Genomic DNA, 25,689 nt, shown 5'->3' with positions numbered 1-25,689 from the left:
AACATAATACCTTTTAAAAGACATATATTTGTATAAGATTATAATAGCCTATGTACACTACTTCAACAAAAAATACGACACAAGTGGCTGCCGCCATTCACTTATCAACCTTTGCGAAATACATTTTCCCGATGGCAAATTTTATTCTGCCTATTATATTATGGCAAGTAAATAATGATAAAAAATTAATTGATCACCACGGCAAGCAGGCGATTAATTTTCAATTAAGCATGCTTATATATAGTATCGCGATTGGTGTTATATGTATACCTTTCTTTGTCATTTTTGCCACAGACTTTGTTTCCTTGATGGAAGCAATTGATCACGGGATGGATCGCGCAAAGTTTAGCGAAGTAAGTAATCTTACAGGCTACATATTATTATTTGCAGTTGCCGTTCTACTCCTTATTGGCTTATTTATTTTTGAGCTGTATGCGGTAATCACTGCAAGTATGAGGGCATCAAAAGGCGAGTATTACAAATATCCTTTAAGTATCCCATTTTTAAGCACAGATAATCCCGAGGTGAATCTTACAGACAAAACACATGGTTCAGATACGGAAGAACCTATTTCAGAAACCAAATAAAATCCAACCATATGAGCACATTAGTAGAACTAATAACCGTCGCTGTGATTAGTTTCTTTGGCCTTTCGGTAGAAGAACCACCAGAAATCAATGCAGATGTTATCGTTATTGAATGCTGCGAAGTAGCACCAAATGCATCATCAGACATTTTTATTGTAGATCACACTCTAAAAAAAGATAATCTTGTCAATCTGAACTTGATTCAGAAATCAATCAAAATCGAACATAATAGAACAGAAAACACACTCCTATGAAAATTGAAAACACAAAAGCGCAAATGCGTAAAGGGGTTCTGGAGTATTGCATCCTTTCCATCTTAAAGGATGGTGAGGCTTATACCAGTGATATTCTTGAAACTTTAAAAGACGCCAAGATGCTTGTGGTGGAGGGCACCATTTACCCACTACTCACACGTCTTAAAAACGCTGGACTCCTATCCTACAGATGGGAAGAATCTAATAGCGGACCACCACGCAAATATTACGATCTTACCGAAACTGGGAGACTATTTTTAAAAGAATTAAACACCACCTGGAGCGACCTGCAAAAGGCTGTGAATATTGTAACCACTACAACACCAAAAAAATGAAAAAGACAGTAAATATAAACTTAGCAGGCACCTTTTTTCATATTGATGAGGACGCCTTTGGCAAGCTCACGCGTTACTTAGACGCTATAAAAAAATCACTAAGCGATCCGCAAGGAAGTGATGAGATTATACAGGACATTGAAGGACGTATCGCAGAACTTTTTTCAGAAAAAATAGAAACCAACACACAAGTTATTTCTACTAAAGAACTGGATGAGGTGATTACGGTAATGGGACAACCAGAAGATTATTCTGTAGATGAAGAAATCTTTGAAGACACTCCTAGTGCCATAGGAACAAGAACCATGTACAACCAACTTTTTAGAGATATAGACAATAAATTTATTGCCGGAGTTTCTTCAGGATTGGGGCACTATTTTAAGATAGACGCGATTTGGATTCGTTTAATCTGGATCTTCCTGACCTTAGTAACTTCTGGAATGTTTGTCATTATTTATATCTTGCTATGGATCTTAATGCCGGCAGCAGTTTCTGTAAGTGATAAGCTAAAAATGAACCGGGAAGCGGTGACAATCTCTAATATTGAAAAAAAGTTTAAAGAGGGTTATGAAGCTGTAGCCGACGGGATAAAGAATGCTGACTATGATAAATATGGAAAGCGAATTAAAAAAGGTTCTGCTGGTTTTTTTGAAACTCTCGGCAACATTATTATGACCATTTTTAAAATCTTCGGAAAGTTTATCGGGGTTCTAATGGTTATCACAGGTTTTACCGCCGTGATCGCATTAATTATCGGTCTTTTTACTTTTGGCACCTTAGGCATTTATAGTGATGGAACGACAATGGATTATTTTAATCTGGTAAGCACAACAGAGACTCCTATGTGGTTGATGTCTTTACTAGCATTATTCGCTGTGGGTATCCCGTTCCTAGCTTTAGCGATCTTAGGATTAAAAATTCTAATAAAGAACTTACGCTCTATAGGATGGGTTGCAAAAATTGTGCTTATTGTTTTATGGTTTGCTGCCTTAATTGGAATCGCGATTATCGCTATACACCAAGTAACCGAACAAGCTTTTGATGAAGAAGTAATTACAGAACATATGGTACCTATTAGATCGGGTGAAACATTGCAGCTAGAAATGCGGGCAAATAATCAATATGATTCTGATGTACATAGAAACTATGGTCTAGAAATTAAATACAACGAGAATGACGAGAAGTTAATTTATTCTAGTGATATCCGTCTTATTGTACGAAGTTTTAAAGATTCTGTGGGACGTATGCTCATCGAGAGAAGAGCAGAAGGAAATAGTACGCTTGATGCTAAGAGAAGAGCAGAAGCTATTGATTACGGTTTTTCAATCGAAGATGGAAAACTAATTCTTGACGGCTATCTTACTTCTGCAGCGGTACAAAAATTTAGGGATCAAGAAGTCATAATCACACTTTATTTACCAGAAGGTGTCATTCTTAATGCAGCCGAGAATACATATTCGTTTCATAGAAACGACAGGTATTACAACGATATTCTTGACAATGGAATGGAAGGCTATGATCTGTTAATAGAAGATGGAAAAATACAATGCCTTAACTGCCCAGAGGAGGAGATTGAAGAAATGGATGCCGATGACGATTTCACTATTAATATCACTGATCTAGAAGTTGATATCAACCGAGACGGCTCTAATATTAATGTTGCAATTGATATTGACGGAGACGGGGAATCAGACCTAAAAGTGAAAAAGGACACCACAGATTTTTAATAAGATGTAACATTGCTATCGAGCATCTTAGTTTAGAATCCGCCGCACCCATAGTGTTGGCGGATTCTTTTATCTACTATTTAGAAATATTTTTAAAAGAAAATTATCGGCTTAACGAACTAATAGGAATAATAGAGCAAGAGTAATACTTATGGTGAAATGAATTTTTAAATTATTATAAGAAAAAAATCCCCAAATTTAATTGGAGATTTTAAAAAAACAGTTAATGAAAACAAATTACTTTACCCAATGCTTAGTAATCTGTTGTTTCTTCTCTTCTGGAGATTCAATATTAGCTAAATAACGCTCCGCATCAAGTGCAGCCATACAACCAGTTCCTGCAGCAGTAACTGCTTGACGGTATTCTTTATCTTGTACATCTCCACTAGCAAATACACCAGGAAGGTTTGTCTTTGTAGACTTCCCTTTGGTGATTAAGTAGCCAGTGTCATCCATATCCAGTTGTCCTTTAAAGATGTCCGTATTTGGTTTGTGACCGATAGCGATAAATAATCCAGTGATGGCAATTTCTTCCTTTTCACCCGTTTCGTTATTCTTCATACGCAATCCTTCTACTACCATATCTCCTAGCACCTCGTCTACTTCAGTATTATAACGTAAATCTATATTTGGAGTATTCGTTACTCTATGCTGCATTGCTTTAGACGCTTTCATATAATCTTTGCGTACAAGCATCGTTACCTTTTTACAAATATTAGCAAGATACGTTGCTTCTTCTGCAGCTGTATCTCCAGCTCCTACGATAGCAACATCTTGACCTTTAAAAAAGAAACCATCACAAACTGCACAAGCAGAAACACCACCACCTCTCAATTTCTGCTCACTAGGTATTCCTAAATATTTTGCTGTGGCTCCTGTAGATATTATTATGGACTCCGCTTCAATTTCAGTTTTGTTATCCACAGTTACTTTATGAATCCCTCCTACTTCTTTACTAAAAACTACGGCCGTTACCATACCAATACGTACTTCTGTACCAAAACGTTCCGCCTGTTTTTGCAACTGCACCATCATTGTAGGTCCGTCTATTCCATCAGGATAACCAGGAAAGTTGTCCACTTCTGTAGTCGTAGTAAGCTGTCCACCCGGTTCCATACCAGTGTACATAATAGGTTTTAAGTCTGCACGTGCCGCGTAAATAGCCGCCGTATATCCCGCAGGACCAGAACCAATGATCAAACATTTCATTCTTTCTATAGTATCACTCATAGCTTTATTGTCTTAATTTTAGGGTCGTAAAAATAATAATTTTAGACGGCTTACCATCTAATAACTAACACATTAATTTCACGATTTATTAAGAGTCATTTGTATCTCGCTTTCGCATAAATGTACCGAGTTTATACTTTGTGATGCTTCATCATTTATTCTTAAGACGCTTTAGCGATTTGGCATTCGGAATTAGATTTTGGTTTTGATTTTTAATTGTGAGGTTCGAATTAAATGAAGTTAATCAATTTATCTCCCGCGTATAGGGGAAGATGTGACGTTTACGGCGACCCGGTAGAGCCTTCCTACATTTATTGTTGGGCCCCAAAGCGCAGCTTCCTTAGCAATCTTTAAACCTAGTAAATTTCAGAAGTAAAATTATCAAGAAAATAACCCGTCATACCTTCTGGATCCTTCGGAATACTTGTACTGCACTTTATTCAGTATTCGGAACCTTAATCAAGGTAGCCCAAAATATCAATAAGATCAATTTCATTTTTGTTTTCAATCTCTGCAGATACTATTCGCGCATAATACTTTTACATACGCAGAATAAAAGGTATTTTTGAATAAGATATTGATAACTATCCGTACAAAATTAAAAATAGTCCAATGAACAAAGAACAGTTTACAGAAAACCTAACCTTACCTGTCATAGCAGCACCTATGTTTTTAATCTCTGGACCAGCGCTTGTGATTGCTGCCTGTAAAAAAGGAATCGTTGGGACATTCCCTGCACTCAACCAGCGCACTACTGAAGGTTTTGAAGAATGGGTAATCCAAATAAAAACCGAACTAGAAGCTTGGGAAAAAGAAACAGGAAAAAAGGCGGCACCCTTTGGTGTAAACTTAATTGTACACGGCAGTAACCCACGTGTACAGGCAGATTTAATGATTTGCGCAAAACATAAAGTGCCATTGATTATCACCTCATTAGGTGCTATTTCTATGGTCGTTGATTCGGTTCATAGCTATGGAGGTATTGTATTTCACGATGTCATTAAAAGACGTCACGCTGAGAAAGCTATTGAAGCTGGCGTTGACGGATTAATTCTAGTGTGTGCAGGAGCTGGTGGCCACGCAGGAACCTTACATCCTGTACCATTTATCAACGAAATTAAAGAAATTTTTGACGGATTCATTTTACTTTCTGGCGCATTAAGTACTGGTCAAGATGTTGCAAGCGCTATGCAGATGGGCGCAGATCTAGCCTATATGGGAACGCGTTTTATTAATGTAGAAGAAAGCGCAGCAACGGATGAGTACCAGAAAATGATAGAAGATTCTAAAATGACAGACATCACGTATACCGCTGCTATTAGTGGAGTGAGCGCAAACTTTTTAAGTAAAAGTCTAGATGCTGCAGGTATCACAGAAGACCAACTGAAGAGCACAGCAAAAGTAGATTTCGGAAAAGAAATGGACACAGAAGCAAAAGCTTGGAAAACAATTTGGTCTGCAGGACAAGGCGTTACTTCTATTGATGACACCGTACCAATAAGTGATTTAGTAGATAGAATGAAAACTGAATTTAAAGCCGCAATCGAGCACCAACAAGAAGTATTAAAAAAATACTCTTAAGGTTTTAGCCACAGAAAGTAACACAATAGACACTTTATTATCTGTATGAAAACCATGGCATTCCTTTTACCTTAAATATAGCAGGAAGAGCACTAGTGCGGTTGGTTACTGGAGTGCTCAAATAAAATTCCTAAGCCCGAATAGCTTTTGTTGTTGGGGCTTCTTCTTTTTTGTATCTTTTCGGTATAATTTTATATCATGAAAAAGACCTTATTAGTAGTGGTATTTTGCCTGAGTGTTATCGCTTGCAACGCACCCAAAAAACAAAAAGACATTGCCATAAACACGGCACAACGTTCGTATACCATAGAAAATGTGGTAGAAGATTTATCAAATCCTTGGGGCATGACTTGGCTTCCAGATGGTAGCATGCTCATCACAGAAAAAAGTGGAGAACTCGTACATTATAAAGATAGCATCAAAACCGAAATCAAAAACGTTCCTGAAATCTATAACCGTGGTCAAGGTGGGTTATTAGATATTAAAGTACACCCAGCGTATGCAACAAATGGTTGGATTTATTTTACCTACGCTTCTTCTGAAGGTGAAGGCGAAGGTGGTCACACAAAGTTAAGTCGTGCAAAACTTAAGAATGGTGGCTTAACAGATATCGAAGATCTTTATAAAGCAACACCTAATACGACACGTGGGCAGCATTTTGGATCTCGTATTGAGTTTGACGGTAAAGGATATGTATATTTTTCTATAGGCGAACGTGGGGATAGAGATACTAATCCGCAAGATAAAACAAGAGATGGTGGGAAAATTTACCGTTTACACGATGACGGTCGTATTCCAGATGACAATCCATTTGTGAGTGAAGTGGGCGCTAAAAAAGCAATCTACACCTACGGAAATAGAAATCCTCAAGGAATGGATCAACATCCAGATACTGGTGAGATTTGGATCCACGAACACGGCCCAAAAGGGGGAGACGAAGTAAACATCGTTAAAAAAGGAAGAAACTATGGCTGGCCTATTATCTCTTATGGTGTGAATTATAGCGGCACCAAGTTTACAGACAAAACTAAAATGGAAGGAATGAAAGACCCTATTTACTATTGGGTGCCTTCTATCGCTCCTTGCGGGATGACTTTTGTTACTGGAGATACATATCCAGATTGGAAGGGTGGCTTACTGGTAGGAAGCTTAAAATTTAATTACGTAGAACTGCTTAAACTAGATGGCAACAAAGTAACAGAAAGAATAAAAGTAGCAGAAGATGTAGGCCGCGTGCGCAACGTACAACAAGGTCCAGACGGGTTTATTTATATCGCTGTTGAAGGTGAAGGGATTGTTAGGGTTATACCTACTAGTTAAATCCAAACTAATGAACAAATCACACCGAGCTTATCCAAGTGGATCAAAAGGCCATTAAATTAATCCAATCACAAGACTTAAAATGAAAAACATACTAACCATAATTACCCTATCCCTCCTACTTCTAGCTTGCGGCAGCAAGGACAAAAAGAAGGATGACACCACAAGTTACACTGCGAAGTCACAAACCCCATTAGAAAAAAGCATCACTGATGGTAATATAGTTTATAAGGATTTCTGTAATCAATGCCATAGACCCAAAGGAAAAGGCATTGGTAAAAGTTTTCCGCCTTTGGCAGGATCAGACTGGTTAGTAGATAAAAGAACAGAGAGTATCCATGCTGTCAAGTACGGACTGAAAGGAAAAATAGAAGTGAGTGGCAAAACGTATGATGGCATTATGACGCCACTTGGCCTCACAGATCAAGAAACCGCAGATGTAATGAATTATATTATGAATACCTGGGGAAATACACAAGACGAGATGGTGACTTTGGAAGAAGTGAAAGCGGTTGTAAAGTAGCAGTGAAAAAGTGATTTTTGATGTACTTTGTGCAATTTTAATTGTTCAGAAATATTCTGAACGCGGATATTATTTCCGAAGAAATCATCTAAAATATTATTATTTGAGATCGCTTTTCTGCTTTAGGGGCTTTAAACCATAAACAACAAACTCCAAACTTTTTTAACAAGAATTCCCTAAATTCGCACCCTTTAACAACACAACAAAAGAAGCCATGATATATAGAATAGAAAAAGACACGATGGGTGAGGTTCAAGTTCCTGCAGATAAACTGTGGGGCGCTCAAACAGAACGTTCTCGAAATAATTTTAAAATTGGAGCACCATCATCTATGCCGCTAGAGGTGGTATACGGATTTGCATATTTAAAAAAAGCTGCTGCCTATACGAACTGCGAGTTAGGAGTTCTTGACGAATCAAAAAGAAATTTAATCGCAACAGTATGCGACGAGATACTAGACGGAAAGCACGATGATCAGTTTCCGTTGGTGATTTGGCAAACAGGTTCTGGCACGCAGAGCAACATGAACGTAAATGAAGTGGTTGCAAACAGAGCACATCAATTAGCAGGAAAAACGGTGGGTGAAGGAGAGAAAACTTTAGCGCCTAATGATGATGTAAATAAATCACAATCTTCAAATGACACCTTCCCTACAGGAATGCATATTGCTGCTTATAAAAAGCTGGTAGAAATAACAATTCCCGGTGTGGAGCAATTGCATAAAACCTTGGTTGTAAAAACTAAAGAGTTTGACAACATAGTAAAAATAGGGCGTACGCATTTGATGGATGCAACCCCCCTAACCTTAGGACAAGAATTTAGTGGCTACGCTTCTCAACTAGCACACGGATTAAAAGCCTTAAACAATACCTTACCTCACCTAAGTGAACTAGCGTTAGGTGGTACCGCCGTAGGGACAGGAATCAATACACCTAAAGGATACTCCGTAAAAGTAGCGGCTTATATCGCAAAGTTTACAGAGCTACCTTTTATTACCGCAGAGAATAAGTTTGAGGCCTTAGCTGCTCACGATGCGATTGTAGAATCTCACGGAGCTTTAAAGCAATTAGCTGTTTCTCTTAACAAGATTGCAAACGATATACGTATGCTTGCCAGCGGCCCTCGCAGTGGAATTGGCGAAATCTCTATCCCTGCCAATGAACCGGGTTCTTCTATTATGCCAGGAAAAGTAAACCCTACCCAATGTGAAGCGTTGACAATGGTCTGCGCACAAGTGATAGGAAACGATATGGCGATTGCCGTTGGAGGAATGCAAGGACATTATGAACTTAACGTATTTAAGCCTATGATGGCGGCAAACATGATTCAGTCTGCACAATTGATAGGCGATGCCTGTGCTTCTTTTGATGAACATTGCGCACAAGGTATCAAGGCAAATGCGGCCGTAATTGAAAAGCAATTAAACAACTCCTTAATGTTAGTTACTGCTTTAAACCCAAAAATAGGGTATTACAAAGCTGCCGAAATTGCAAATACAGCACACCAAAATGGGACAACGCTCAAAGTAGAAGCGGTCAGGCTAGGTTATTTAAGTGCAGACGAATTTGACCAATGGGTAAAACCAGAAAATATGGTGGGTAAATAATTGAACCCACTTTACAATAAACATCGCCTTCATTATTACATAGTGAAGGCGATTTTTTGTGTCTAAATTTAGCGTACGCGAAGATAATAGCCATTGAAAAATTTGCTGTTCAATTCTAATTTTAACAATAAAAGGAGAACAAATCACAATAAAACGTGCATTTCATCGATTAAATGCATTTTATTAAGGTGAAATACATTTAAGTTGTATATTGTCAGCCCCAAGGAAAATGAAACCTACTTATTATGATACAGATGAACACCCCTATATTCGTCCTCTTACTATTATTGACCTCAGCGTTCACAATGAATGGTGCTGTTGTTAAAACGGAAAATGACCAATCTAAAGCGCTAAATACAACCCAAGAGTTGGCATTAACAACATCTGCATTGATAGATGAACAAGTTACAAGTCAATCGGCATCATTAACTCCGGCGAATACCTACGAAGGAAAAAACGCAGTTAAACCGAAAGAGGTAAATACAATGTCATCCAAAAAAGATGTAGCTATAGCTTCTTTGCTAGTTCCTGAAATTTCAGATATATATATTAGTGGCTTTTGGCAAGGTTTATTTTATGGAGTAATCATGCTACTCATATTAATTAATTTCGTGAGTTTTTTATTATTTGATGAAAAGATATATCTAGCTTACGCTTGCTCTTTGTTAGCATTAACAGCATTTTTATTTTTCAGTGACGGCCTGCTTGCTTTCTTTGATATGCATAATCTACAGCATATAGAAATTGTAAAAGCTTCCTTCTTTTTAGTTACAGCTATTGCTGCTTCCATCTTTGGTTCGCACTTTTTAAACATCAATACATTATATCCTAAGTTAAAATTTTTAGCAACTGGTCTTTTTTCTGCTGCCACCATTGTCCTTATATCTGGATGGTTTTTAGAAAATGTACAATTTGCCGTTGTTTCAAATATTCTAGCGTCTGCTGTTGTTCTGACTTACTTTATTACCGGAGTACTTTTATTCAATCAGAAAGATTATGCTAAGCTATACGTTCTCGCAGTAGTATTCCCACTATTGTTTACAATGGATTACTTATTATCAGGGCCTTTAAGCCTTTCATTCTTAAATATCGAACTAGCCCATATTAAAGGAGCCGTACTTTTAGAAGTCTTGTTACTTACCTACGCTATCTTATATAGAATGAAAGCAATCAAAGAAGAAAACCTTATCAAACAGACAGAATTAAAAATATTCCTTAAAAGACAAGAAATGACAGCCCGTCAAAAAACAGAAAGACATATTGAAGATGTATACCTTGAAAATGTAATTATGCAATATGACCTAGATGGTTTTGAAGTTAAATTACTCCAGTTCATCTCTGAAGGAAAAACTAACGAGAAGATTGCCCGTAAATTAAAAGTAACTCAGGATGAGCTTGAAGAAGCTACCAACGAGCTTTATCAAAAACTAGAGATTAGAGAACATATTAAAGAAGATTACCACTTGGTAGACTCTCAGCCAGATTTCATCTACAACTAGTAAAGGTAAACTAGGAAAAGAGTTAGGGGCTAATGAAGTATTGTTATTACCTCACTACCCTGATCTTTCTTGATTAAAATTGCTAATTCTCAACATAAAATAACAATCTAAGCTCCTTCCTCTTTTTCAGGGCTTATATTGAATTAAGTATTATGCTATTTATTGGTTTCAACAAATTCAATTAAATAAAACTTGAGATCAAAGGAAGTATTCCAAATAGAACAATTCCGATTATTGAGGTCCAAAATTGATAATTTCGACTCTCTTTTTTAATATTACTAAAAATGATAAACATAGTACTCAGTAGTATTAATAAGCTAGATAAAATCTCTAGATAGAATAAAGTCAAACCTGTATTATTTTCCACTCCTGGAAAATCAACATAACTTACTGTCAAATAGAAGGCAACAAAAAAGGTAACGAGATTAGTTATAAGAATCCATATTGTAAAACGGAATGCCTGTTTTTTATAGCTAATTTTATTCATCAATTTTATTATTTCTTTTGATTGTGTAAGCCTGTATACAAACTTCCTACATCCACTGCTCTATTTTCTATAAAACTTCTTATACTTAAACCAAGAAGCTACAGAGATCACAGTAATAAGTACTAAAATAATGAACACATAAGTAGGTGTTGCAGGGACATCTCCTTTACCGTAAGAATGTAATCCTGTTAGATAGAAGTTCACACCAAAATAGGTCATCATAATAGATGCGTAGGATACGATTGCGGCAAAACTAAAGCCCCATCGTCCACGTAATCCTGGTATCAATCTCATGTGAATCACAAATGCGTAGACCATAATACTTATTAATGCCCAAGTTTCTTTTGGATCCCAACCCCAATAACGCCCCCAACTTTCATTAGCCCATTGTCCCCCCAGAAAATTTCCGATGGTAAGCATTACAAGACCTACGGTAAGTGCCATTTCTGTGATTACCGCTAACTCTTTGAGGTTAATATCCATCTTTTTAAAGTTGCGCTCATTTGTCAATAAAATGAGTACTAAAGAGGTGATTCCTAATATCATTCCTAACGTAAATGGACCATAACTTGCTACGATAACCGCCACGTGAATCATTAACCAATAGCTATCAAGCACTGGCTGTAATGTAGCAATAGAAGGATCTAACCAACTTTTACTAGCCACCCATAATATAATACTAGCCACAAACGCAGTAGAAGCAATGGTCAAATCACTTTTACGACCAAAGGCAAGACCAAAAAATACAGTTGCCCAAGCTACATAAATAATAGATTCGTACGCATCTTTCCAAGGGGCGTGACCGTTAATATACCAACGTAGCGCAAGCCCTGCTGTCATTAAGGCAAAGAATGCCCACATAATATATTTACAAATATTAATTGCTTTTTGTAGCCACTTCTTCTCTGTAAAGATTCCGTAGATGATGAAAAAGAACATAAAGGCTCCAACCAATAGGAAGAACTTATATAAATGGTTAAAAATGTCTGCTTTATTGTAAAATATCTCTGCGGCTATTTTGCTTTCTGATGGTAGTACATTAGCTCCATTTTTAGTCTGAAATTCATGAAGTATATCCAGAACTTTATCTGCTTGCTCATAATCTCCAGTCTTTCTTGCTTGCGCGAGTGTTGCAAAATATGCCGGCACGTAGCTTCTCACAAACAAAGAATCTTTTCCTTTAAGTCCTGATTCTCCTAATTCTGCCGCAGCAATCCATTTGTTATTATCGTCATTTGGCTTAGGAAAGATCTTTAATATACTTCCACTCAAGGCCTGGTTTAAGAGATAAAAACTCTCGTGTGCTTTAATAAAATCTTTCTGAAACTGATTAGGTATATTTGTACTTGTAGCAGCCTCTAAATAAGGTTCTAGCTTATATTGTGCTGTAACAGGATCAAATAAATCTAAAAGCGAGATTCTAGTCGCATCCATTTCTACGCCTAAAATAGCACGAATACTATCATTCCCTCTTTTCAATTTAATCAAATCTGCTTGCGACCACTCTCTCGGGAATTCTAGCATAGAAAGAAATACCTGATTTGCATCTAATCCTTCATACGAATTAGCTGAACTCACTTTACGCAGCAACTCACTTGCAAAAGTATTTACCGGCTTCATTCGACCATCGTCTTGAATCACCATTTTTGCAAACTTTGCAGCGTGCTCTTTATCTACCGCATTTTCTATAAAAAATTCATCTACATTATCTATCGTAATTATCGCATTATGATTTTCGTGATTTTCTTTAGGAGTTTCCTGCGCAGACAATCCCAAGCTCAAAAACATAAACAACACCGCTGTCATCGCAGCTTTTTTCCTTTTAATCTTAGTCAATTGTTTTTCTAAGAATCCAAAACGCGATCTTGGATCAAACAGTATGGCCATTAATCCTAAATATAATAATGTATATCCCGCGTAAGTAATCCAAGTTCCCCATCTGTCATGGTTTACAGCCAGTATGGTTCCTTTTTCATCTGGATCAAAACCAGACTGAAAAAAACGATAGCCATCTTTATCCATCACATTATTCATGAAAATCTCTTGATCTTTGCTACTTCCATCTTTATCTGTTACCGTCACAATACTTTTAAAAGCAGAATATCCTTTCTCTGTACCTGGATATTTATCAGCTATAAAATCATTTAAAGTAATATCAAAAGGCAAGGTGTATTCTTTAGATCCATACGTCAAGATAACATCAAGATCTCCCACAGTGACAGTTGTAGGAGGCGAACTTGACCCTTTTCCTCCTAGCAACTCTACCGTTTTTGTTTCTCCTCCAGATGTTACGTCTAGAAGCAATCCATCCTGGCTAGAACCCTCTTCAGTTGTTGCTTTGATAATGCCCTGCTTTCCTGTAATCATGGGCTCTGGAATTACAAAGGCCATATCTGCCATTTGATAAAGCGATCTAAGCTCAAAAGGCTGCACACTATCTTTGACAACCGTCCCCTGCTTCCTATCTGCCATTCGCATATAAGTTCCGTCAAAAGGGGCTGCTATAGTAAAACCATCGGCTTCATTGTATTGAATATTTATTGCTCCCTCTGTTGGCTTGTTTACTGCAAAAAGAATATTATGAATATTTTGCACTGTACCATTCTCTACATAATGGTCGTGGCGATTTCCGTCACCGGCTTCTACAATTTTTAGGTATTGTGAACCTTCTTCAGATTCCACTAATCCTTCTTTTGCCCCTTTTATATAGTCTTTAAATGCAACCGTAAAAGGAGTCTGGTAATAATTGTCTTCAATGACAAAACTGTTATCTAAGCGTTCACTTAAATTAAGCTTACGAGGTTGTAATTTTCTTCGCATTGCTTGCCCGTTTACCGCAGAGTCTCCATCAACAAAAACATTGAGATATACACGCTCAGAAAGCATAACGTTAGAAGTTTCCCCTTCACGTATGTGTACTACGCCTTCATAGCCTATATACCTTGTAACAAAAGCGCCAAGAAGTACTAATATAAAAGAGAGATGTATTAAAAGTGTAGACCAATTTTCGCGCTTGTGTAAACTGTAGCGCGTCATATTACCCAAAAAGTTAATCATGAAGATTACCATAATGGCCTCAAACCACCACGCATTATATATAATCTCTCTAGAATAAGGAGTTGGCGAAGTTTCTGAGGATGCATCTAAAAACGTCCCGACGGCCATTGCGACAGCAAAAACGATGAATAATGTACCTGTTAATCTGGTAGAAAAAAGGATGGAAGCTAACTTCTTTTGCATCGTGCTATTTTTTTTGTAAAAATAATCAAAAGTGATGGTTTTGTCTTCAAGTATAGACTAAAAATAAGTTAAAGTAGAAGCGAATAGGTGACACTATTTAAATATGTATTTTTGTTTTATGATTACCGTCACGATTTTAGGATATGGCAATGTAGGCTCACATTTAGTGAAGGCCTTTACGAGTTCAGCTTGCGCAAAAATATCACAGATATACTCCCGTAGTGCTGTTTCATTAAACAAAAAGCACGAGGGTATTGACTACATTAATTCACTAAGTGACCTCACCAAAGTAGATTGCTACATTATCGCTGTACCAGATGATCACATACAAGATATTTCAGAAAAAATACCTTTTACAAACAGTCTTGTCGTCCACACTTCTGGTAGTGTATTAATGGATGTACTAGACTCCAAAAATAGAAAAGGTGTTTTTTATCCTTTACAGACTTTTTCTAAAGACACAGAAGTTTCCTTTTATAAAATTCCTATTTGCGTAGAAGCAGCACAAGCAAATGATCTAGAGCTTTTAAAAAAACTAGGTGCTGCAATTTCAGAAAACGTAACAGAGATCTCAAGCCAAGAACGGACTAAGATGCACGTCGCGGCTGTGTTTGTCAATAACTTTGTAAATCATTTGTATCACATCTCAGAAGAAATAATGAATGAACATGGGCCTCGATTTTACGCTCTTAAAGCCGCTTATTACAGAGACGGCCGCAAAGATAGAAACGCGCTCCCCAAAGGAGGTACAAACTGGTCCTGCAAAACGGAATGACCAGCAGACGATCACAAGACATCTTAACCAACTGACCGACAACCGACAAAAAGACATATATACGTTGCTCACCAAAGCGATTTTAGAAACCCATAACAAAACCAATGAAGGAAAGCTATAAAGTACTACTCAACAAGGTAAACACACTCGTATTTGACGTAGATGGCGTTTTAACAGACGGCACCGTGCAGGTGACAACCAACGGCGAATTGTACCGCACCATGAACGTGAAAGACGGATACGCATTAAAGACCGCCGTAGATCGCGGGTACAACGTATTAGTTATTTCTGGAGGCTCTAATGAAGGCGTGCGCAAGCGACTTTCCGGATTAGGAATTACAGACATCCACCTTGGCACTCACAAAAAAAAAGAAGTGCTTCAGGCGTATATGACTGCACACAATCTTTATAAAGATCAAATACTATATGTAGGGGATGATTTGCCAGATTATGAAGTGATGCAACACGTGGGCGTACCTTGCTGCCCTCAAGATGCCGTTGCCGAAATTAAAGCCATTAGTGCCTACATTTCACATAAACACGGCGGAAAAGGATGCGTGCGTGATATTATCGAACAGGTACTCAAGGTGCAAGGGAATTGGATGAAGGGTGAAGAGTCGAGTGCGAAGTATGATTAACTCAAATTGCATCTAATTATGAGAAACGGTTACATAATTTTTATGTCTATTTTTATTTTGAGTTGTTCCTCAACACAAAATGTAAAACAAGAAGTAAAGTGTCCGAAAATTTATAAAAATAAATATACGGCGGTACTAAATGAAAAATATTTAGTTATTAACGGTAACGATACTACTTCATATAATGAAATAAGATTTGAATGTGTGTACTCATCGTTTTATACACATAAAGTAATGTATGATTTGTATGGGAAATGGAATAAAGAAATTTATCCAAGCAACAGAAAGCATCCTATCTTAATGTGGGAAAAGATAGACTTGTTTTCTAATGGCAAAGAATATACAATACTCACAAACGGACTAGAAGAAAGGAAACAAATTTACGCTTCCGTTATGGTATTTGATGATACCGAAACAGACTTATTAAGCGAAACATCTGCGGAGAGAGAAGCCATAACAAATTTATTTACTGACTTCTTTGAGAATAAAAACAATAAAAAGAAAGATTTTTATGAAGTATATTGGAATATGATTGGCCCCAAATAAAGAAAAGCAATAGCAAAATGGTGGCCTAGACATCCTAACTATATCTAATACTCATACCATAGTAATATATGTCAATTTTTAAACTCCTCAGACCAATAAACCTTCTTCTATTAATTCTCGTGCAATGCGTTGTAAAACTAGCACTACTCGAGCCATTAAATATTACTCTAGGACTAAACACCTATGGCTTCATTGCATTAGTAATTGCAACGGTTTGTATCGCGGCGGGTGGTAACGTAATCAACGATATTAATGATATCGAAATTGACAAGGTTAACAAACCTAAAAAAGTAATCGTTGGTCAAAAAGTTTCAGAAAAAACCGCCAACTATTTATACATAGCGCTCACCTTTATTGGCGTTTGCGCTGGGTTTTACGTAGCTAACGCTATTGGCACACCCAGCTTTGCGATTATCTTTATCATCATATCGGCCCTACTGAACTTCTACGCAACACAACTAAAAGGAAAATTGGTGCTTGGTAATGTGCTAGTGTCTTTTTTAGTGGCAAGTTCGCTAATTATCCTTATTATTTTTGATGTTTTCCCTGGGCTAAACGAGCAAGAGCGAGATACACAATTGCTCGCAACCAAAACTATTTTACTCTATGCAGGTTTTGCTTTTTATATCAACTTAATGCGCGAAATCGTTAAAGATATCCAAGATGTAAACGGAGATCAAAAGGGTGATAAAAACACACTAGCAGTTGCAATAGGAAGAAAACGTGCTAGAAATGTAGCCTTTGTGATGGGTATTATAGCAACTGTTGTGATCCTAGGATTCACCTATTTCTACCTGTATCAATATATGACTGTGGCGTTTTATTTTGTCTTTCTTATCGGTGGGCCTTTGCTAGTCTTTTGTATCCGCGCTTTTAGTGCCGAAAGAGAAAAAGATTTTAAGATTTTATCGCTGCTACTAAAACTCATCATGCTATCAGGAATATGCTCTCTTATCTTTTATGCTGAAATATTAAACTATGAATCAATCACTCTTCAATAAAAACCTAGTCTTAGAAAATGACCGCGTCTTATTGCGGCCATTAGATCCAAAAGACAGCGAACATTTAATGCCATTTGCTATGAATGAACCCACTCTATGGGCCTATTCTTTATTACCTGCAAATGGCGTTAAGAATATGACAAAATATCTTGACTTTGCTTTTGAGAAGAAAGAATCAGGACATAGTTTTCCGTTTATCGTGTTTGATAAAGCTTCTGGGCATTATGCTGGCAGCACTCGTTTTTATGATATCCAGCCGCAACATAACACGGTGCAATTAGGATATACCTGGTACGGCAGCCATTTTCAAGGAACCGGATTAAATAAAAACTGTAAGCTCTTGATGCTTACTTTTGCATTCGAACTTTTGGGTGTGGAGCGCGTAGAATTTAGGGCAGATGCGGCAAACCAAAAAAGCATCGTAGCAATGAAAAGTATAGGCTGTAAAGAAGAAGGCATTTTGCGTTCTAACTGTGCCGCACCCAAAGGAAGAAGAGATAGTATTGTATTGAGTATCTTGAAGGAGGAGTGGTTTGGTAGAGTTAAGAAAACATTAGAAGAAAAAGTTAATCTAGAAAATTAAAGCGCAATTTCTCTATGTATCTTAGCGTAATAACTATGCCACAAAGTAACGCTGAGGATTCAGTTAAACATTTGAATAATTTATGCTAAAAGAAAAATTAAAAAAGCACAAAATCATCCTAGCTTCAGGGTCTCCTAGAAGGCAAGACTTTTTTACCAAGCTCGATATCGATTTTACCATTGATGTTCGTGAGGTGGAAGAAGTATTTGATGACAGCTTGAAACGTGAAGCCATTACAGATTATCTATCGCAGCTAAAGGCGAATGCGTTTCAGAATATTTCAGAAAAAGAAATTATAGTCACCAGCGACACGATTGTCTGGAAAGATGGCAAGGCCATTGGGAAACCCAAAGATGCAGAAGATGCTACCCGCATGCTTCGCTCTTTAAGCAATGCTATGCACGAGGTATTTACCTCCGTTACTTTTACTACTGCAGCGGGGCAAACTACAGTGAACGATACGACCAAGGTCTGGTTTAAAAAGTTAACTAATGAAGAGATTACTTTTTATATAACTACCTGCATCCCTTTTGACAAAGCAGGTAGCTACGGGATTCAAGACTGGTTAGGATATATAGGGATTGAAAAAATAGAAGGGTGTTTCTTTAATGTAATGGGATTACCTACACGTAAGGTATATGAGGGATTAATAGCAATAGCAAATAATAACTAGAATATGCATTTAACATCTTTTGAATTAAACACAGTAAAAACAGTGATTGTGCTGCTGTTTTTTTTTCCTCCTTCGGTCATTACTCATACATTTAACCAAACGTTTTGCTAGAAAAATTGAGCACCTAGAACGTCGTATAGGTCTTATTCTAAAACACATTAATTTTTCGACTATTTTTCTGATAATTTAGGACTCTTTTTAATCTGAGGAGTTCAATTTACAGATTTTAGTTCAGTCTTATTATCTGTCTTTGCGGTGATTGGGATTGGTTTTTTCGCACAATGGGCTATCCTTAGTAACATTACTAATGGGATTATTATATTCCTTATATTTCCGCATAAAATAGGAGACTATATAAAGATTCTTGACAAAGAGTACGACTATCAAGGCACCATAGAAGACATCAAAACCTTCCAAGTAACCATCAGAACAACCTTGGGCGAAATGGTTACCAATCCTAACAGTTTAATGTTACAAAAAGGAGTGAGTGTTTTAAAGCCTGAAGAAATTGACCTGGTAGATATTCTTATTAATCACGGAGAGAAAATAGAGGATCTTGCCGATGATAAAAATGTAAAAGAACAATCTTTAGATTAAGCTTTTTTACATGTTGTTTTTGGTATCTTTGGGTTGTTTAGCTAAATTACAAAAATGATTCAAAAAATTTCGGCAGGCCTCCTAATCCTTTTAGTGAGCGCCACTTCCCTAGTAGCACAGCAACCTCAGAAACCTACTGCTTCAGAAATATACCACGAACTACAGAATCTCAATTTTATTGGTTCTGCGCTCTATATTGCCGCGCATCCAGATGATGAGAACACGCGACTTATTTCTTATTTAGCAAATGATATTCACGCACGCACAGCCTACCTATCATTAACGCGTGGCGATGGAGGCCAAAATCTTGTAGGGCCAGAAATTAGAGAGCTTTTAGGAGTGATTCGCACCCAAGAATTATTAGCAGCCCGCCGCACTGATGGCGGAAGCCAGCTATTCACGCGTGCGAACGACTTTGGGTATTCTAAACATCCAGATGAAACTTTAGCAATTTGGGAGAAAGATGAAGTATTAAGCGATGTGGTGCGAGCGATCCGCCAGTTTAAGCCAGACATTATTATCAATCGTTTTGACCACAGAACACCAGGACAAACCCATGGACATCATACCTCTTCTGCGATGTTGGGCTTTGATGCTTTTGATCTCGTCGGAAATGCTGCAAAGTTCCCTACTTCAGCTGCTACCTTTGGCGCTTGGCAGCCTACACGCTTGTTTATGAATACCTCTTGGTGGTTTTATGGCAGCCGAGAGAATTTTGAAAAAGCAGATAAAACAAATTTAATAGAAGTAGAAACTGGAAACTACTACCCTGCTTTAGGACTCAGTAATGGAGAAATAGCCTCCTTAAGTAGAAGCATGCACAAATCGCAAGGTTTTGGAAGTACTGGATCACGAGGGAATGAAACAGAATACCTAGAGTTTTTAAAAGGAGTATTTCCGCAGGAAAAAACAAATCCATTTAGCGGTATCAATACTACTTGGTCTCGATTAGTAGGTGGCAAAGCTATTGGCGCCATCTTGACCCAACTTGAACAAAACTTTGATTTTAAGAATCCATCAACTATGGTTGGATCATTAATGCAGGCGTACCAGTTGATATCCAACCTCGAAGACACACACTGGCGTGCCATTAAGTTGAGTCAAATAGAACAACTTATTATAGACTGCAGCGGCTTGTATATAGAGGCAGTGGCAGACACGCAATCAATCAATACAAAAGGAAGATATAATGTTACTTTTGAAGCTGTAAATCGAGGTAGTGTGCCTTTTAATCTACAGAGCATTCGAGCAAACGACGGTAGCGTTATTTTGGTAATGAATGAACCGCTTACACAAAATAAAAAATTTAATTATCCATCCGAAATGGTGAGTAAAGCGACCGCTACTTCAGCGCCATACTGGTTGCAAGAAGAAGGAAGCCTTGGTATGTATAAGGTGAAAGAAGAGCTTATTGGTTTGCCAGAAACACCGGTACAGGAGCAAGTAGTTTTCAATCTTCAATACAGAAGAATGACGCTTCCTATTACTCGAAATGTAATTTATAAGTATAATGACCCAGTAGATGGTGAGGTATATCAGCCCTTAGAGCTTGTACCAGAAGTAAGCACAAGCATTGCAGACAAGGTCTTAATTTTTGCGTCTAGCGATGCGAGACAAATCGCTGTAAAAGTAAGAGCAGGAAGGGATTCTATAAATGGTTTTGTACAACTAGGAAAACCAGAAGGATGGATGGTAAGCCCAGCACAGCAGTCTTTTATGCTTACAAGAAAAGGCGAAGAACAAACGGTTGTCTTTATGGTAACACCCCCAGAGAACCAGAGTGAAGGGTATTTAGAACCCTTGGCCGTTGTGGGAGATCGTTTTTACACCAAAGAGTTGGTGACCATAGATTATGATCATATTCCATATCAAAGTGTCTTGCTTCCATCAAAAGCAAAAGTGGCTCGATTAAACATCAAGAAAAAAGGAGAGCTAATAGGCTATATAAACGGTGCCGGAGATGCTATTCCTGAAAGCCTTCGCCAAATAGGGTATACCGTCACTACAATCGAACCCACAGATATTTCAGTAGTAAACCTTAAAAAATATGATGCGGTGGTGATGGGAATTAGAGCTTATAATACGGTGGAAGAACTTGCTTTTAAGCAAGATGAACTCAACAAATATGTCGAGCAAGGTGGGACGCTGTTGTTACAATATAACACGTCGCATAGAATGAAGACGCAAGACATTGCTCCGTTCTCGCTGAAGCTTTCTAGGGATCGTGTGACAGATGAGTTTTCGCAAGTAGATTTTCTTGCTCCGAAACATTCCGTTTTGAATACTCCTAACAAGATTTCGCAAGAAGATTTTAAAGGATGGGTGCAAGAGCGCGGACTCTACTTTCCCAATGAATGGGACGATGCCTTCACCCCTATTCTAGGAATGCACGATAAAGATTATCCTCAAACAGAGGGATCTTTGTTAGTTGCTTCCTTCGGAAAAGGGCATTATATTTACACTGGACTCAGCTTTTTTAGAGAATTACCCGCCGGTGTTCCAGGGGCCTATAGATTATTTGCGAACCTTTTATCCATAGAATAAATGCTTAATGAAAAAGACGATATTGTAAACGAAGTGAGTCAGAAATTTGTCTGGAAATGGAAATACTTGGTAGTGTTGTTAATCAACGCAGCATATATCGTGTGCTTTTATTATTTGATGAACGCTTACCAATTGTAAACTAGAATGAATAAATTAGAAGCTTTAGATTGGTATATTCTCATTGGGACTTTGGTCTTTATCGTATTATATGGGACCTATAAAACTAGAAAAAACACGAACGTTACGGACTACCTAAAAGGCGGTAGTAATGCACGCTGGTGGACTATTGGGCTCAGTGTAATGGCTACACAAGCCAGTGCTATCACCTTCTTATCAACCCCAGGACAAGCCTTCCACGACGGGATGGGTTTTGTGCAGTTTTATTTTGGACTTCCTATTGCCATGGTGGTGATTTGCCTCGTGTTTATTCCTATCTACCACAGGCTCAATGTTTTTACAGCCTATGAATATCTAGAAACACGTTTTGATTTAAAAACAAGAACCCTCACCGCTATCTTATTCTTAATACAGCGTGGTCTTGCGGCAGGGATTACCATTTTTGCACCTTCCATTATCTTGTCTGCCGTGTTAGGCTGGGATTTAGTGCAGCTCAATATTATTATTGGTGTTTTAGTAATTATCTATACCGTTAGCGGCGGAACCAAAGCAGTAAGTGTTACCCAAAAGCAACAGATGATTGTCATTTTTGCTGGGATGTTTTTTGCTTTTTTAATGATCCTGAATTTTCTGCCTTTAGATGTTAACTTTGGCAAAGCGCTGGAAATCGCCGGTGCCAATGGAAAGCTGGATGTCTTAGATTTTTCTTTTGATTTTGAAAACAGATATACCTTCTGGAGTGGAATCATAGGGGGAACCTTTTTAGCACTCTCCTACTTTGGAACAGACCAAAGCCAAGTGCAGCGCTATCTCTCTGGAAAGTCTATTAAAGAAATGCAACGCGGTCTTATTTTCAATGGAATCTTAAAAGTACCGATGCAGTTTTTTATTCTCTTAATTGGGGTAATGGTTTTTGTGTTCTATCAGTTTAACAGTTCGCCATTACATTTTAACCCTACTGCAGTAAAGAGCATTATGCAGACGGAATACGCAGGAGATTATGAAGCATTAGAGGCTCAAAAAAAAGTTTTAGAAGAGCAGATAAAAAGCAAACAAATTAGTTTTTCACGGGCACAAGATGAAACCATTTCACAACAATTGCTTGGCGAAATAAAAATACTCAATGAGTCTGAAACGGCGTTACGAGTAGCATCTAAAGCTTTAATTAAAAAAGCTGTTCCAGATGCGGAGACCAACGATAAAGATTATGTGTTTATTCACTTCATTTTAAATAATCTGCCTACGGGATTAATAGGCTTATTACTCGCCGTGATACTAAGTGCAGCAATGTCCTCAACAGCGTCAGAACTCAATGCTCTGGGCTCGACTACAGCGATAGATTTATACAAACGCAATAACCAAGGCAGGAAAGAAAAACACTATGTGAATATGAGTAAATGGTTTACGTTGCTTTGGGGAGTGATCGCCATTCTTATTGCATGTTTTGCAAATCTATTTGACAACCTGATTCAGCTTGTAAACATCATAGGCTCTATCTTCTACGGAAATATCCTAGGTGTGTTCCTGCTCGCTTTCTTTTTCAAGTATGTAAAGAGTCGTGCTGTGTTTATTGCAGCTTTATTAAACCAAGCCTTAGTGATTGCATTATTCCTTATGGACAAAAATGATGTGATTAACCTCCCTTATTTATGGTTAAACTTTGTGGGTTGTGTGACCGTGATCGCAATAGCAATAGTATTGCAGGTTCTTGTTGGAGGCGGAGGAAAAGACAAGGAAAAGCAGAAGGTTTTGGTTTAAGTTTTTCACATCAAAAAGTAAACCTAAAAACAAGTGAATAAAATATGAATTCTTTTTTGCAACCGTATTTTAAGTTGTTATATTTGCAGCCGCTAAAATAAATGTTTAGCAAATTTGGCGAGGTAGCTCAGGTGGTTAGAGCGTCGGATTCATAACCCGGAGGTCACGGGTTCAAGTCCCGTTCTCGCTACAAAGTCCCTAATTTTATTAGGGACTTTTTTTATTTATGGAACACGTTGTTTATATATTATACTCAAGAAAATATGAGAAGACCTATATAGGTTGTACTTCAAATATAGTTTCGCGATTTCATTCACATAATACTTTAGCTACCAAAGGATGGACTCGTAGGTATAGAACCTGGGAGGTGGCACACATGGAGTTCTTTAGTACGAAGAATGAAGCAATGAAAAGAGAAAAATGGTTTAAAACAGGATCAGGAAGAAGATACAAAGACATTCTGATTCAAGAATTGCTAAAATAACTATAACACGTGGAGAATTCATATCCGCCGAAGAGGCGGACATGGGTTCAAGTCCCGTTCTCGCTACAAAGTCCCTAATTTTATTAGGGACTTTTTTATGTAATTTATTTTAATCTATTTAAAAGTCCGTTAAAATCTAGCGTTTCTTGTTCGCCAGATTTCATATTCTTTAAAGTGTAATTACCAGCTGCCATTTCATTATCTCCTGCCAATACCGCAAACCTGATGTCTCGCTTGTCTGCATAGCCCATTTGTTTGCCCATTTTAGCATTATCTGGATAAAGCTCTGCAGCCATGCCATTAGTACGCAACTGTGAAATCGCTTGCATCGCATACAATGCTTCTTTTTCTCCAAAATTAATAAACAATACTTTTGTGTTTGCCGAAACTGTATCTGGAAACAAGCCTAACTCTTCTATCACGAGATAAATTCTATCAAGACCAAAAGAGACACCTACACCACTGACATCTTTCATTCCAAAGATGCCGGTAAGATCATCATAACGCCCACCGCCACCTATGCTCCCCATCGCAACACCTTCTGGAGCTGCAACTTCAAAAATAGCGCCTGTGTAATAATTAAGCCCTCTTGCCAGCGTCACATCTATTTCAAGATGTGCACTCTGTAATTTTAATTCTGAAATATTATCAACGATAAAACGCAGCTCCTCAATACCCTTTTGTCCAGTCTCAGAATTTGCTAACATTGTTTCTAGGCTCAAAAGCTTCTCACTTGCTGTTCCTGTAAATGAAAAGAGTGGCCGTAGTTTTTCTATGGCGTCTTCTGTAATGCCTTTTTCTCGCATCTCATTTTTAACACCTTCCTCCCCTATCTTATCTAATTTATCTAATGCTACAGTGAAGTCAATTAATTTATCTTGTGCGCCTATTACCTCTGCGATACCGCTTAAAATTTTGCGGTTATTCATTTTTATGGTCGCTCCTTTTAAATCTAAAGCAGTAAATACGGTGTCATATAATTGCACCAACTCTACTTCTTGCCATAAAGACTTGCTCCCTACCACATCTGCATCACATTGAAAAAACTCTCTAAAGCGTCCTTTCTGTGGTCTGTCTGCACGCCAAACAGGCTGAATCTGATATCGTTTAAAGGGGAAAGTAATCTCGTTTTGGTGTTGTACAACGTAACGTGCGAAGGGTACGGTTAAGTCATAACGAAGGGCTTTTTCTGAAATTTTAGCCGTCATTTTACCGCTGTCTTTTTCAGAGAATAGCGTGTCATCTACCTTCTTCAAGTAATCACCACTATTCAATATCTTAAAAATAAGACGATCTCCTTCTTCTCCGTATTTTCCCATTAGGGTATCGCTGTTCTCAAAACTAGGAGTTTCGATAGGCTGAAACCCAAATTGCATAAAACTCCTTTTTATGGTGTCCATAATATAGGTGCGTTTTACAACTTCGGCTGGAGAAAAATCTCTGGTTCCTTTAGGGATGCTTGGTTTTTTTGACAAAAGGGAGGAATTTATAGTTTAGTGTTTCTAGTTTCTTGCTCAAATTCTAATTCTTATGGCAAATATCCTAAAATTTAAGGAGATATCGAGGTTGGTACATTTCCGAAGT

The 25,689-nt window shown here is 37.7% G+C and carries 23 protein-coding genes and 1 tRNA gene; 21 read left to right on the top strand and 3 right to left on the bottom strand.

Annotation, left to right across the window (positions count from 1 at the left end; all coding sequences use genetic code 11):
- The first annotated feature begins 50 nt into the window (after positions 1 to 50).
- Genes ABXT71_RS09095 through ABXT71_RS09080 form a run of 4 tightly spaced genes read left to right on the top strand, consistent with a single transcriptional unit; the run spans position 51 to position 2,903 of the window.
- Positions 51 to 587, top strand: coding sequence for a DUF4870 domain-containing protein (locus ABXT71_RS09095; RefSeq protein ID WP_415371008.1), 537 nt, complete (start codon positions 51 to 53; stop codon positions 585 to 587).
- 11 nt (positions 588 to 598) lie between these two features.
- Positions 599 to 841, top strand: a complete 243-nt coding sequence (locus tag ABXT71_RS09090) for a hypothetical protein (protein ID WP_415371007.1) — start codon at positions 599 to 601, stop codon at positions 839 to 841.
- The gene (locus ABXT71_RS09085; protein ID WP_415371006.1) at positions 838 to 1,176 is read left to right on the top strand and encodes a PadR family transcriptional regulator; all 339 of its coding nucleotides are present in this window, start codon (positions 838 to 840) and stop codon (positions 1,174 to 1,176) included. Before ABXT71_RS09090 ends, ABXT71_RS09085 begins: the two co-directional genes overlap by 4 nt.
- On the top strand, positions 1,173 to 2,903 hold the full coding sequence (locus tag ABXT71_RS09080; protein WP_415371005.1) for a PspC domain-containing protein: 1,731 nt from the start codon (positions 1,173 to 1,175) through the stop codon (positions 2,901 to 2,903). Before ABXT71_RS09085 ends, ABXT71_RS09080 begins: the two co-directional genes overlap by 4 nt.
- A 237-nt stretch (positions 2,904 to 3,140) precedes the next feature.
- On the opposite strand, the gene trxB is transcribed toward ABXT71_RS09080, so the two are convergent.
- Complete coding sequence (gene trxB, locus ABXT71_RS09075) at positions 3,141 to 4,133, bottom strand: thioredoxin-disulfide reductase (RefSeq protein WP_415371004.1); 993 nt, start codon at positions 4,131 to 4,133, stop codon at positions 3,141 to 3,143.
- 612 nt (positions 4,134 to 4,745) lie between these two features.
- Here trxB and ABXT71_RS09070 point away from each other — a divergent pair.
- The 5 genes from ABXT71_RS09070 to ABXT71_RS09050 all read left to right on the top strand — a co-directional run bounded on the left by ABXT71_RS09070 (position 4,746) and on the right by ABXT71_RS09050 (position 10,662).
- Positions 4,746 to 5,714 (top strand): NAD(P)H-dependent flavin oxidoreductase, encoded by a 969-nt coding sequence (locus ABXT71_RS09070; RefSeq protein WP_415371003.1) that lies wholly within the window; start codon positions 4,746 to 4,748, stop codon positions 5,712 to 5,714.
- 198 nt (positions 5,715 to 5,912) lie between these two features.
- Positions 5,913 to 7,034, top strand: coding sequence for a PQQ-dependent sugar dehydrogenase (locus ABXT71_RS09065; protein WP_415371002.1), 1,122 nt, complete (start codon positions 5,913 to 5,915; stop codon positions 7,032 to 7,034).
- 82 nt (positions 7,035 to 7,116) lie between these two features.
- Positions 7,117 to 7,557 carry a c-type cytochrome gene (locus tag ABXT71_RS09060; RefSeq protein WP_415371001.1) on the top strand — a complete coding sequence of 147 codons (441 nt, stop codon included), beginning with the start codon at positions 7,117 to 7,119 and terminating at the stop codon, positions 7,555 to 7,557.
- A gap of 214 nt (positions 7,558 to 7,771) precedes the next feature.
- The gene (gene fumC, locus ABXT71_RS09055) at positions 7,772 to 9,163 is read left to right on the top strand and encodes a class II fumarate hydratase (RefSeq protein WP_415371000.1); all 1,392 of its coding nucleotides are present in this window, start codon (positions 7,772 to 7,774) and stop codon (positions 9,161 to 9,163) included.
- Between the two features lie 245 nt (positions 9,164 to 9,408).
- Positions 9,409 to 10,662: a 7TM diverse intracellular signaling domain-containing protein gene (locus tag ABXT71_RS09050; protein WP_415370999.1), complete on the top strand. Its 1,254-nt coding sequence runs from the start codon at positions 9,409 to 9,411 to the stop codon at positions 10,660 to 10,662.
- Between the two features lie 547 nt (positions 10,663 to 11,209).
- On the opposite strand, the gene ccsA is transcribed toward ABXT71_RS09050, so the two are convergent.
- Positions 11,210 to 14,389, bottom strand: a complete 3,180-nt coding sequence (gene ccsA / locus ABXT71_RS09045; protein ID WP_415370998.1) for a cytochrome c biogenesis protein CcsA — start codon at positions 14,387 to 14,389, stop codon at positions 11,210 to 11,212.
- Between the two features lie 118 nt (positions 14,390 to 14,507).
- Between ccsA and ABXT71_RS09040 the strand changes: the two genes are divergently transcribed.
- The 12 genes from ABXT71_RS09040 (at position 14,508) to ABXT71_RS08985 (ending at position 24,105) form a co-directional block, all read left to right on the top strand.
- Positions 14,508 to 15,164, top strand: a complete 657-nt coding sequence (locus ABXT71_RS09040) for a Rossmann-like and DUF2520 domain-containing protein (RefSeq protein WP_415370997.1) — start codon at positions 14,508 to 14,510, stop codon at positions 15,162 to 15,164.
- On the top strand, positions 15,052 to 15,285 hold the full coding sequence (locus ABXT71_RS09035; protein WP_415370996.1) for a DUF2520 domain-containing protein: 234 nt from the start codon (positions 15,052 to 15,054) through the stop codon (positions 15,283 to 15,285). Before ABXT71_RS09040 ends, ABXT71_RS09035 begins: the two co-directional genes overlap by 113 nt.
- Positions 15,269 to 15,802, top strand: a complete 534-nt coding sequence (locus tag ABXT71_RS09030; protein ID WP_415370995.1) for a KdsC family phosphatase — start codon at positions 15,269 to 15,271, stop codon at positions 15,800 to 15,802. Before ABXT71_RS09035 ends, ABXT71_RS09030 begins: the two co-directional genes overlap by 17 nt.
- Before the next feature lie 42 nt (positions 15,803 to 15,844).
- Complete coding sequence (locus ABXT71_RS09025; RefSeq protein WP_415370994.1) at positions 15,845 to 16,348, top strand: hypothetical protein; 504 nt, start codon at positions 15,845 to 15,847, stop codon at positions 16,346 to 16,348.
- Between the two features lie 68 nt (positions 16,349 to 16,416).
- A complete protein-coding gene (locus ABXT71_RS09020) occupies positions 16,417 to 17,349 on the top strand; it encodes a geranylgeranylglycerol-phosphate geranylgeranyltransferase (RefSeq protein ID WP_415370993.1) in 933 nt (310 codons plus the stop codon).
- Positions 17,327 to 17,932 (top strand): GNAT family N-acetyltransferase, encoded by a 606-nt coding sequence (locus tag ABXT71_RS09015; RefSeq protein WP_415370992.1) that lies wholly within the window; start codon positions 17,327 to 17,329, stop codon positions 17,930 to 17,932. The genes ABXT71_RS09020 and ABXT71_RS09015 overlap by 23 nt, the downstream gene beginning before the upstream one ends.
- Positions 17,933 to 18,014: 82 nt before the next feature.
- Positions 18,015 to 18,605, top strand: a complete 591-nt coding sequence (locus tag ABXT71_RS09010) for a Maf family nucleotide pyrophosphatase (protein ID WP_415370991.1) — start codon at positions 18,015 to 18,017, stop codon at positions 18,603 to 18,605.
- A gap of 255 nt (positions 18,606 to 18,860) precedes the next feature.
- A complete protein-coding gene (locus ABXT71_RS09005; RefSeq protein ID WP_415370990.1) occupies positions 18,861 to 19,202 on the top strand; it encodes a mechanosensitive ion channel domain-containing protein in 342 nt (113 codons plus the stop codon).
- Positions 19,203 to 19,256: 54 nt separating this feature from the next.
- Positions 19,257 to 21,746: a PIG-L family deacetylase gene (locus tag ABXT71_RS09000; protein WP_415370989.1), complete on the top strand. Its 2,490-nt coding sequence runs from the start codon at positions 19,257 to 19,259 to the stop codon at positions 21,744 to 21,746.
- A gap of 144 nt (positions 21,747 to 21,890) precedes the next feature.
- Positions 21,891 to 23,621, top strand: coding sequence for a sodium:solute symporter (locus tag ABXT71_RS08995; protein ID WP_415370988.1), 1,731 nt, complete (start codon positions 21,891 to 21,893; stop codon positions 23,619 to 23,621).
- A gap of 116 nt (positions 23,622 to 23,737) precedes the next feature.
- A tRNA-Met gene (locus ABXT71_RS08990) sits at positions 23,738 to 23,811 on the top strand.
- A 36-nt stretch (positions 23,812 to 23,847) separates the two neighbouring features.
- Positions 23,848 to 24,105 carry a GIY-YIG nuclease family protein gene (locus ABXT71_RS08985; protein WP_415370987.1) on the top strand — a complete coding sequence of 86 codons (258 nt, stop codon included), beginning with the start codon at positions 23,848 to 23,850 and terminating at the stop codon, positions 24,103 to 24,105.
- A gap of 104 nt (positions 24,106 to 24,209) precedes the next feature.
- On the opposite strand, the gene hisS is transcribed toward ABXT71_RS08985, so the two are convergent.
- The gene (gene hisS / locus ABXT71_RS08980) at positions 24,210 to 25,580 is read right to left on the bottom strand and encodes a histidine--tRNA ligase (RefSeq protein WP_415370986.1); all 1,371 of its coding nucleotides are present in this window, start codon (positions 25,578 to 25,580) and stop codon (positions 24,210 to 24,212) included.
- Positions 25,581 to 25,689 lie beyond the last annotated feature (109 nt).

Origin of the sequence: Patiriisocius sp. Uisw_047, from assembly GCF_047730165.1 — a bacterium.
GTDB lineage: Bacteria > Bacteroidota > Bacteroidia > Flavobacteriales > Flavobacteriaceae > Patiriisocius.
This window is presented reverse-complemented; position numbering and strand designations above follow the sequence as displayed.

What these genes read in the sequence shown, in the direction of transcription:
- ABXT71_RS09095 (WP_415371008.1), top strand. Translation starts at nt 51, where the DNA reads ATGTACACTACTTCAACAAAAAATACGACACAAGTGGCTGCCGCCATT.
- ABXT71_RS09090 (WP_415371007.1), top strand. Translation starts at nt 599, where the DNA reads ATGAGCACATTAGTAGAACTAATAACCGTCGCTGTGATTAGTTTCTTT.
- ABXT71_RS09085 (WP_415371006.1), top strand. Translation starts at nt 838, where the DNA reads ATGAAAATTGAAAACACAAAAGCGCAAATGCGTAAAGGGGTTCTGGAG.
- ABXT71_RS09080 (WP_415371005.1), top strand. Translation starts at nt 1,173, where the DNA reads ATGAAAAAGACAGTAAATATAAACTTAGCAGGCACCTTTTTTCATATT.
- trxB (WP_415371004.1), bottom strand. Translation starts at nt 4,133, where the DNA reads ATGAGTGATACTATAGAAAGAATGAAATGTTTGATCATTGGTTCTGGT.
- ABXT71_RS09070 (WP_415371003.1), top strand. Translation starts at nt 4,746, where the DNA reads ATGAACAAAGAACAGTTTACAGAAAACCTAACCTTACCTGTCATAGCA.
- ABXT71_RS09065 (WP_415371002.1), top strand. Translation starts at nt 5,913, where the DNA reads ATGAAAAAGACCTTATTAGTAGTGGTATTTTGCCTGAGTGTTATCGCT.
- ABXT71_RS09060 (WP_415371001.1), top strand. Translation starts at nt 7,117, where the DNA reads ATGAAAAACATACTAACCATAATTACCCTATCCCTCCTACTTCTAGCT.
- fumC (WP_415371000.1), top strand. Translation starts at nt 7,772, where the DNA reads ATGATATATAGAATAGAAAAAGACACGATGGGTGAGGTTCAAGTTCCT.
- ABXT71_RS09050 (WP_415370999.1), top strand. Translation starts at nt 9,409, where the DNA reads ATGATACAGATGAACACCCCTATATTCGTCCTCTTACTATTATTGACC.
- ccsA (WP_415370998.1), bottom strand. Translation starts at nt 14,389, where the DNA reads ATGCAAAAGAAGTTAGCTTCCATCCTTTTTTCTACCAGATTAACAGGT.
- ABXT71_RS09040 (WP_415370997.1), top strand. Translation starts at nt 14,508, where the DNA reads ATGATTACCGTCACGATTTTAGGATATGGCAATGTAGGCTCACATTTA.
- ABXT71_RS09035 (WP_415370996.1), top strand. Translation starts at nt 15,052, where the DNA reads ATGAACATGGGCCTCGATTTTACGCTCTTAAAGCCGCTTATTACAGAG.
- ABXT71_RS09030 (WP_415370995.1), top strand. Translation starts at nt 15,269, where the DNA reads ATGAAGGAAAGCTATAAAGTACTACTCAACAAGGTAAACACACTCGTA.
- ABXT71_RS09025 (WP_415370994.1), top strand. Translation starts at nt 15,845, where the DNA reads ATGTCTATTTTTATTTTGAGTTGTTCCTCAACACAAAATGTAAAACAA.
- ABXT71_RS09020 (WP_415370993.1), top strand. Translation starts at nt 16,417, where the DNA reads ATGTCAATTTTTAAACTCCTCAGACCAATAAACCTTCTTCTATTAATT.
- ABXT71_RS09015 (WP_415370992.1), top strand. Translation starts at nt 17,327, where the DNA reads ATGAATCAATCACTCTTCAATAAAAACCTAGTCTTAGAAAATGACCGC.
- ABXT71_RS09010 (WP_415370991.1), top strand. Translation starts at nt 18,015, where the DNA reads ATGCTAAAAGAAAAATTAAAAAAGCACAAAATCATCCTAGCTTCAGGG.
- ABXT71_RS09000 (WP_415370989.1), top strand. Translation starts at nt 19,257, where the DNA reads ATGATTCAAAAAATTTCGGCAGGCCTCCTAATCCTTTTAGTGAGCGCC.
- ABXT71_RS08995 (WP_415370988.1), top strand. Translation starts at nt 21,891, where the DNA reads ATGAATAAATTAGAAGCTTTAGATTGGTATATTCTCATTGGGACTTTG.
- ABXT71_RS08985 (WP_415370987.1), top strand. Translation starts at nt 23,848, where the DNA reads ATGGAACACGTTGTTTATATATTATACTCAAGAAAATATGAGAAGACC.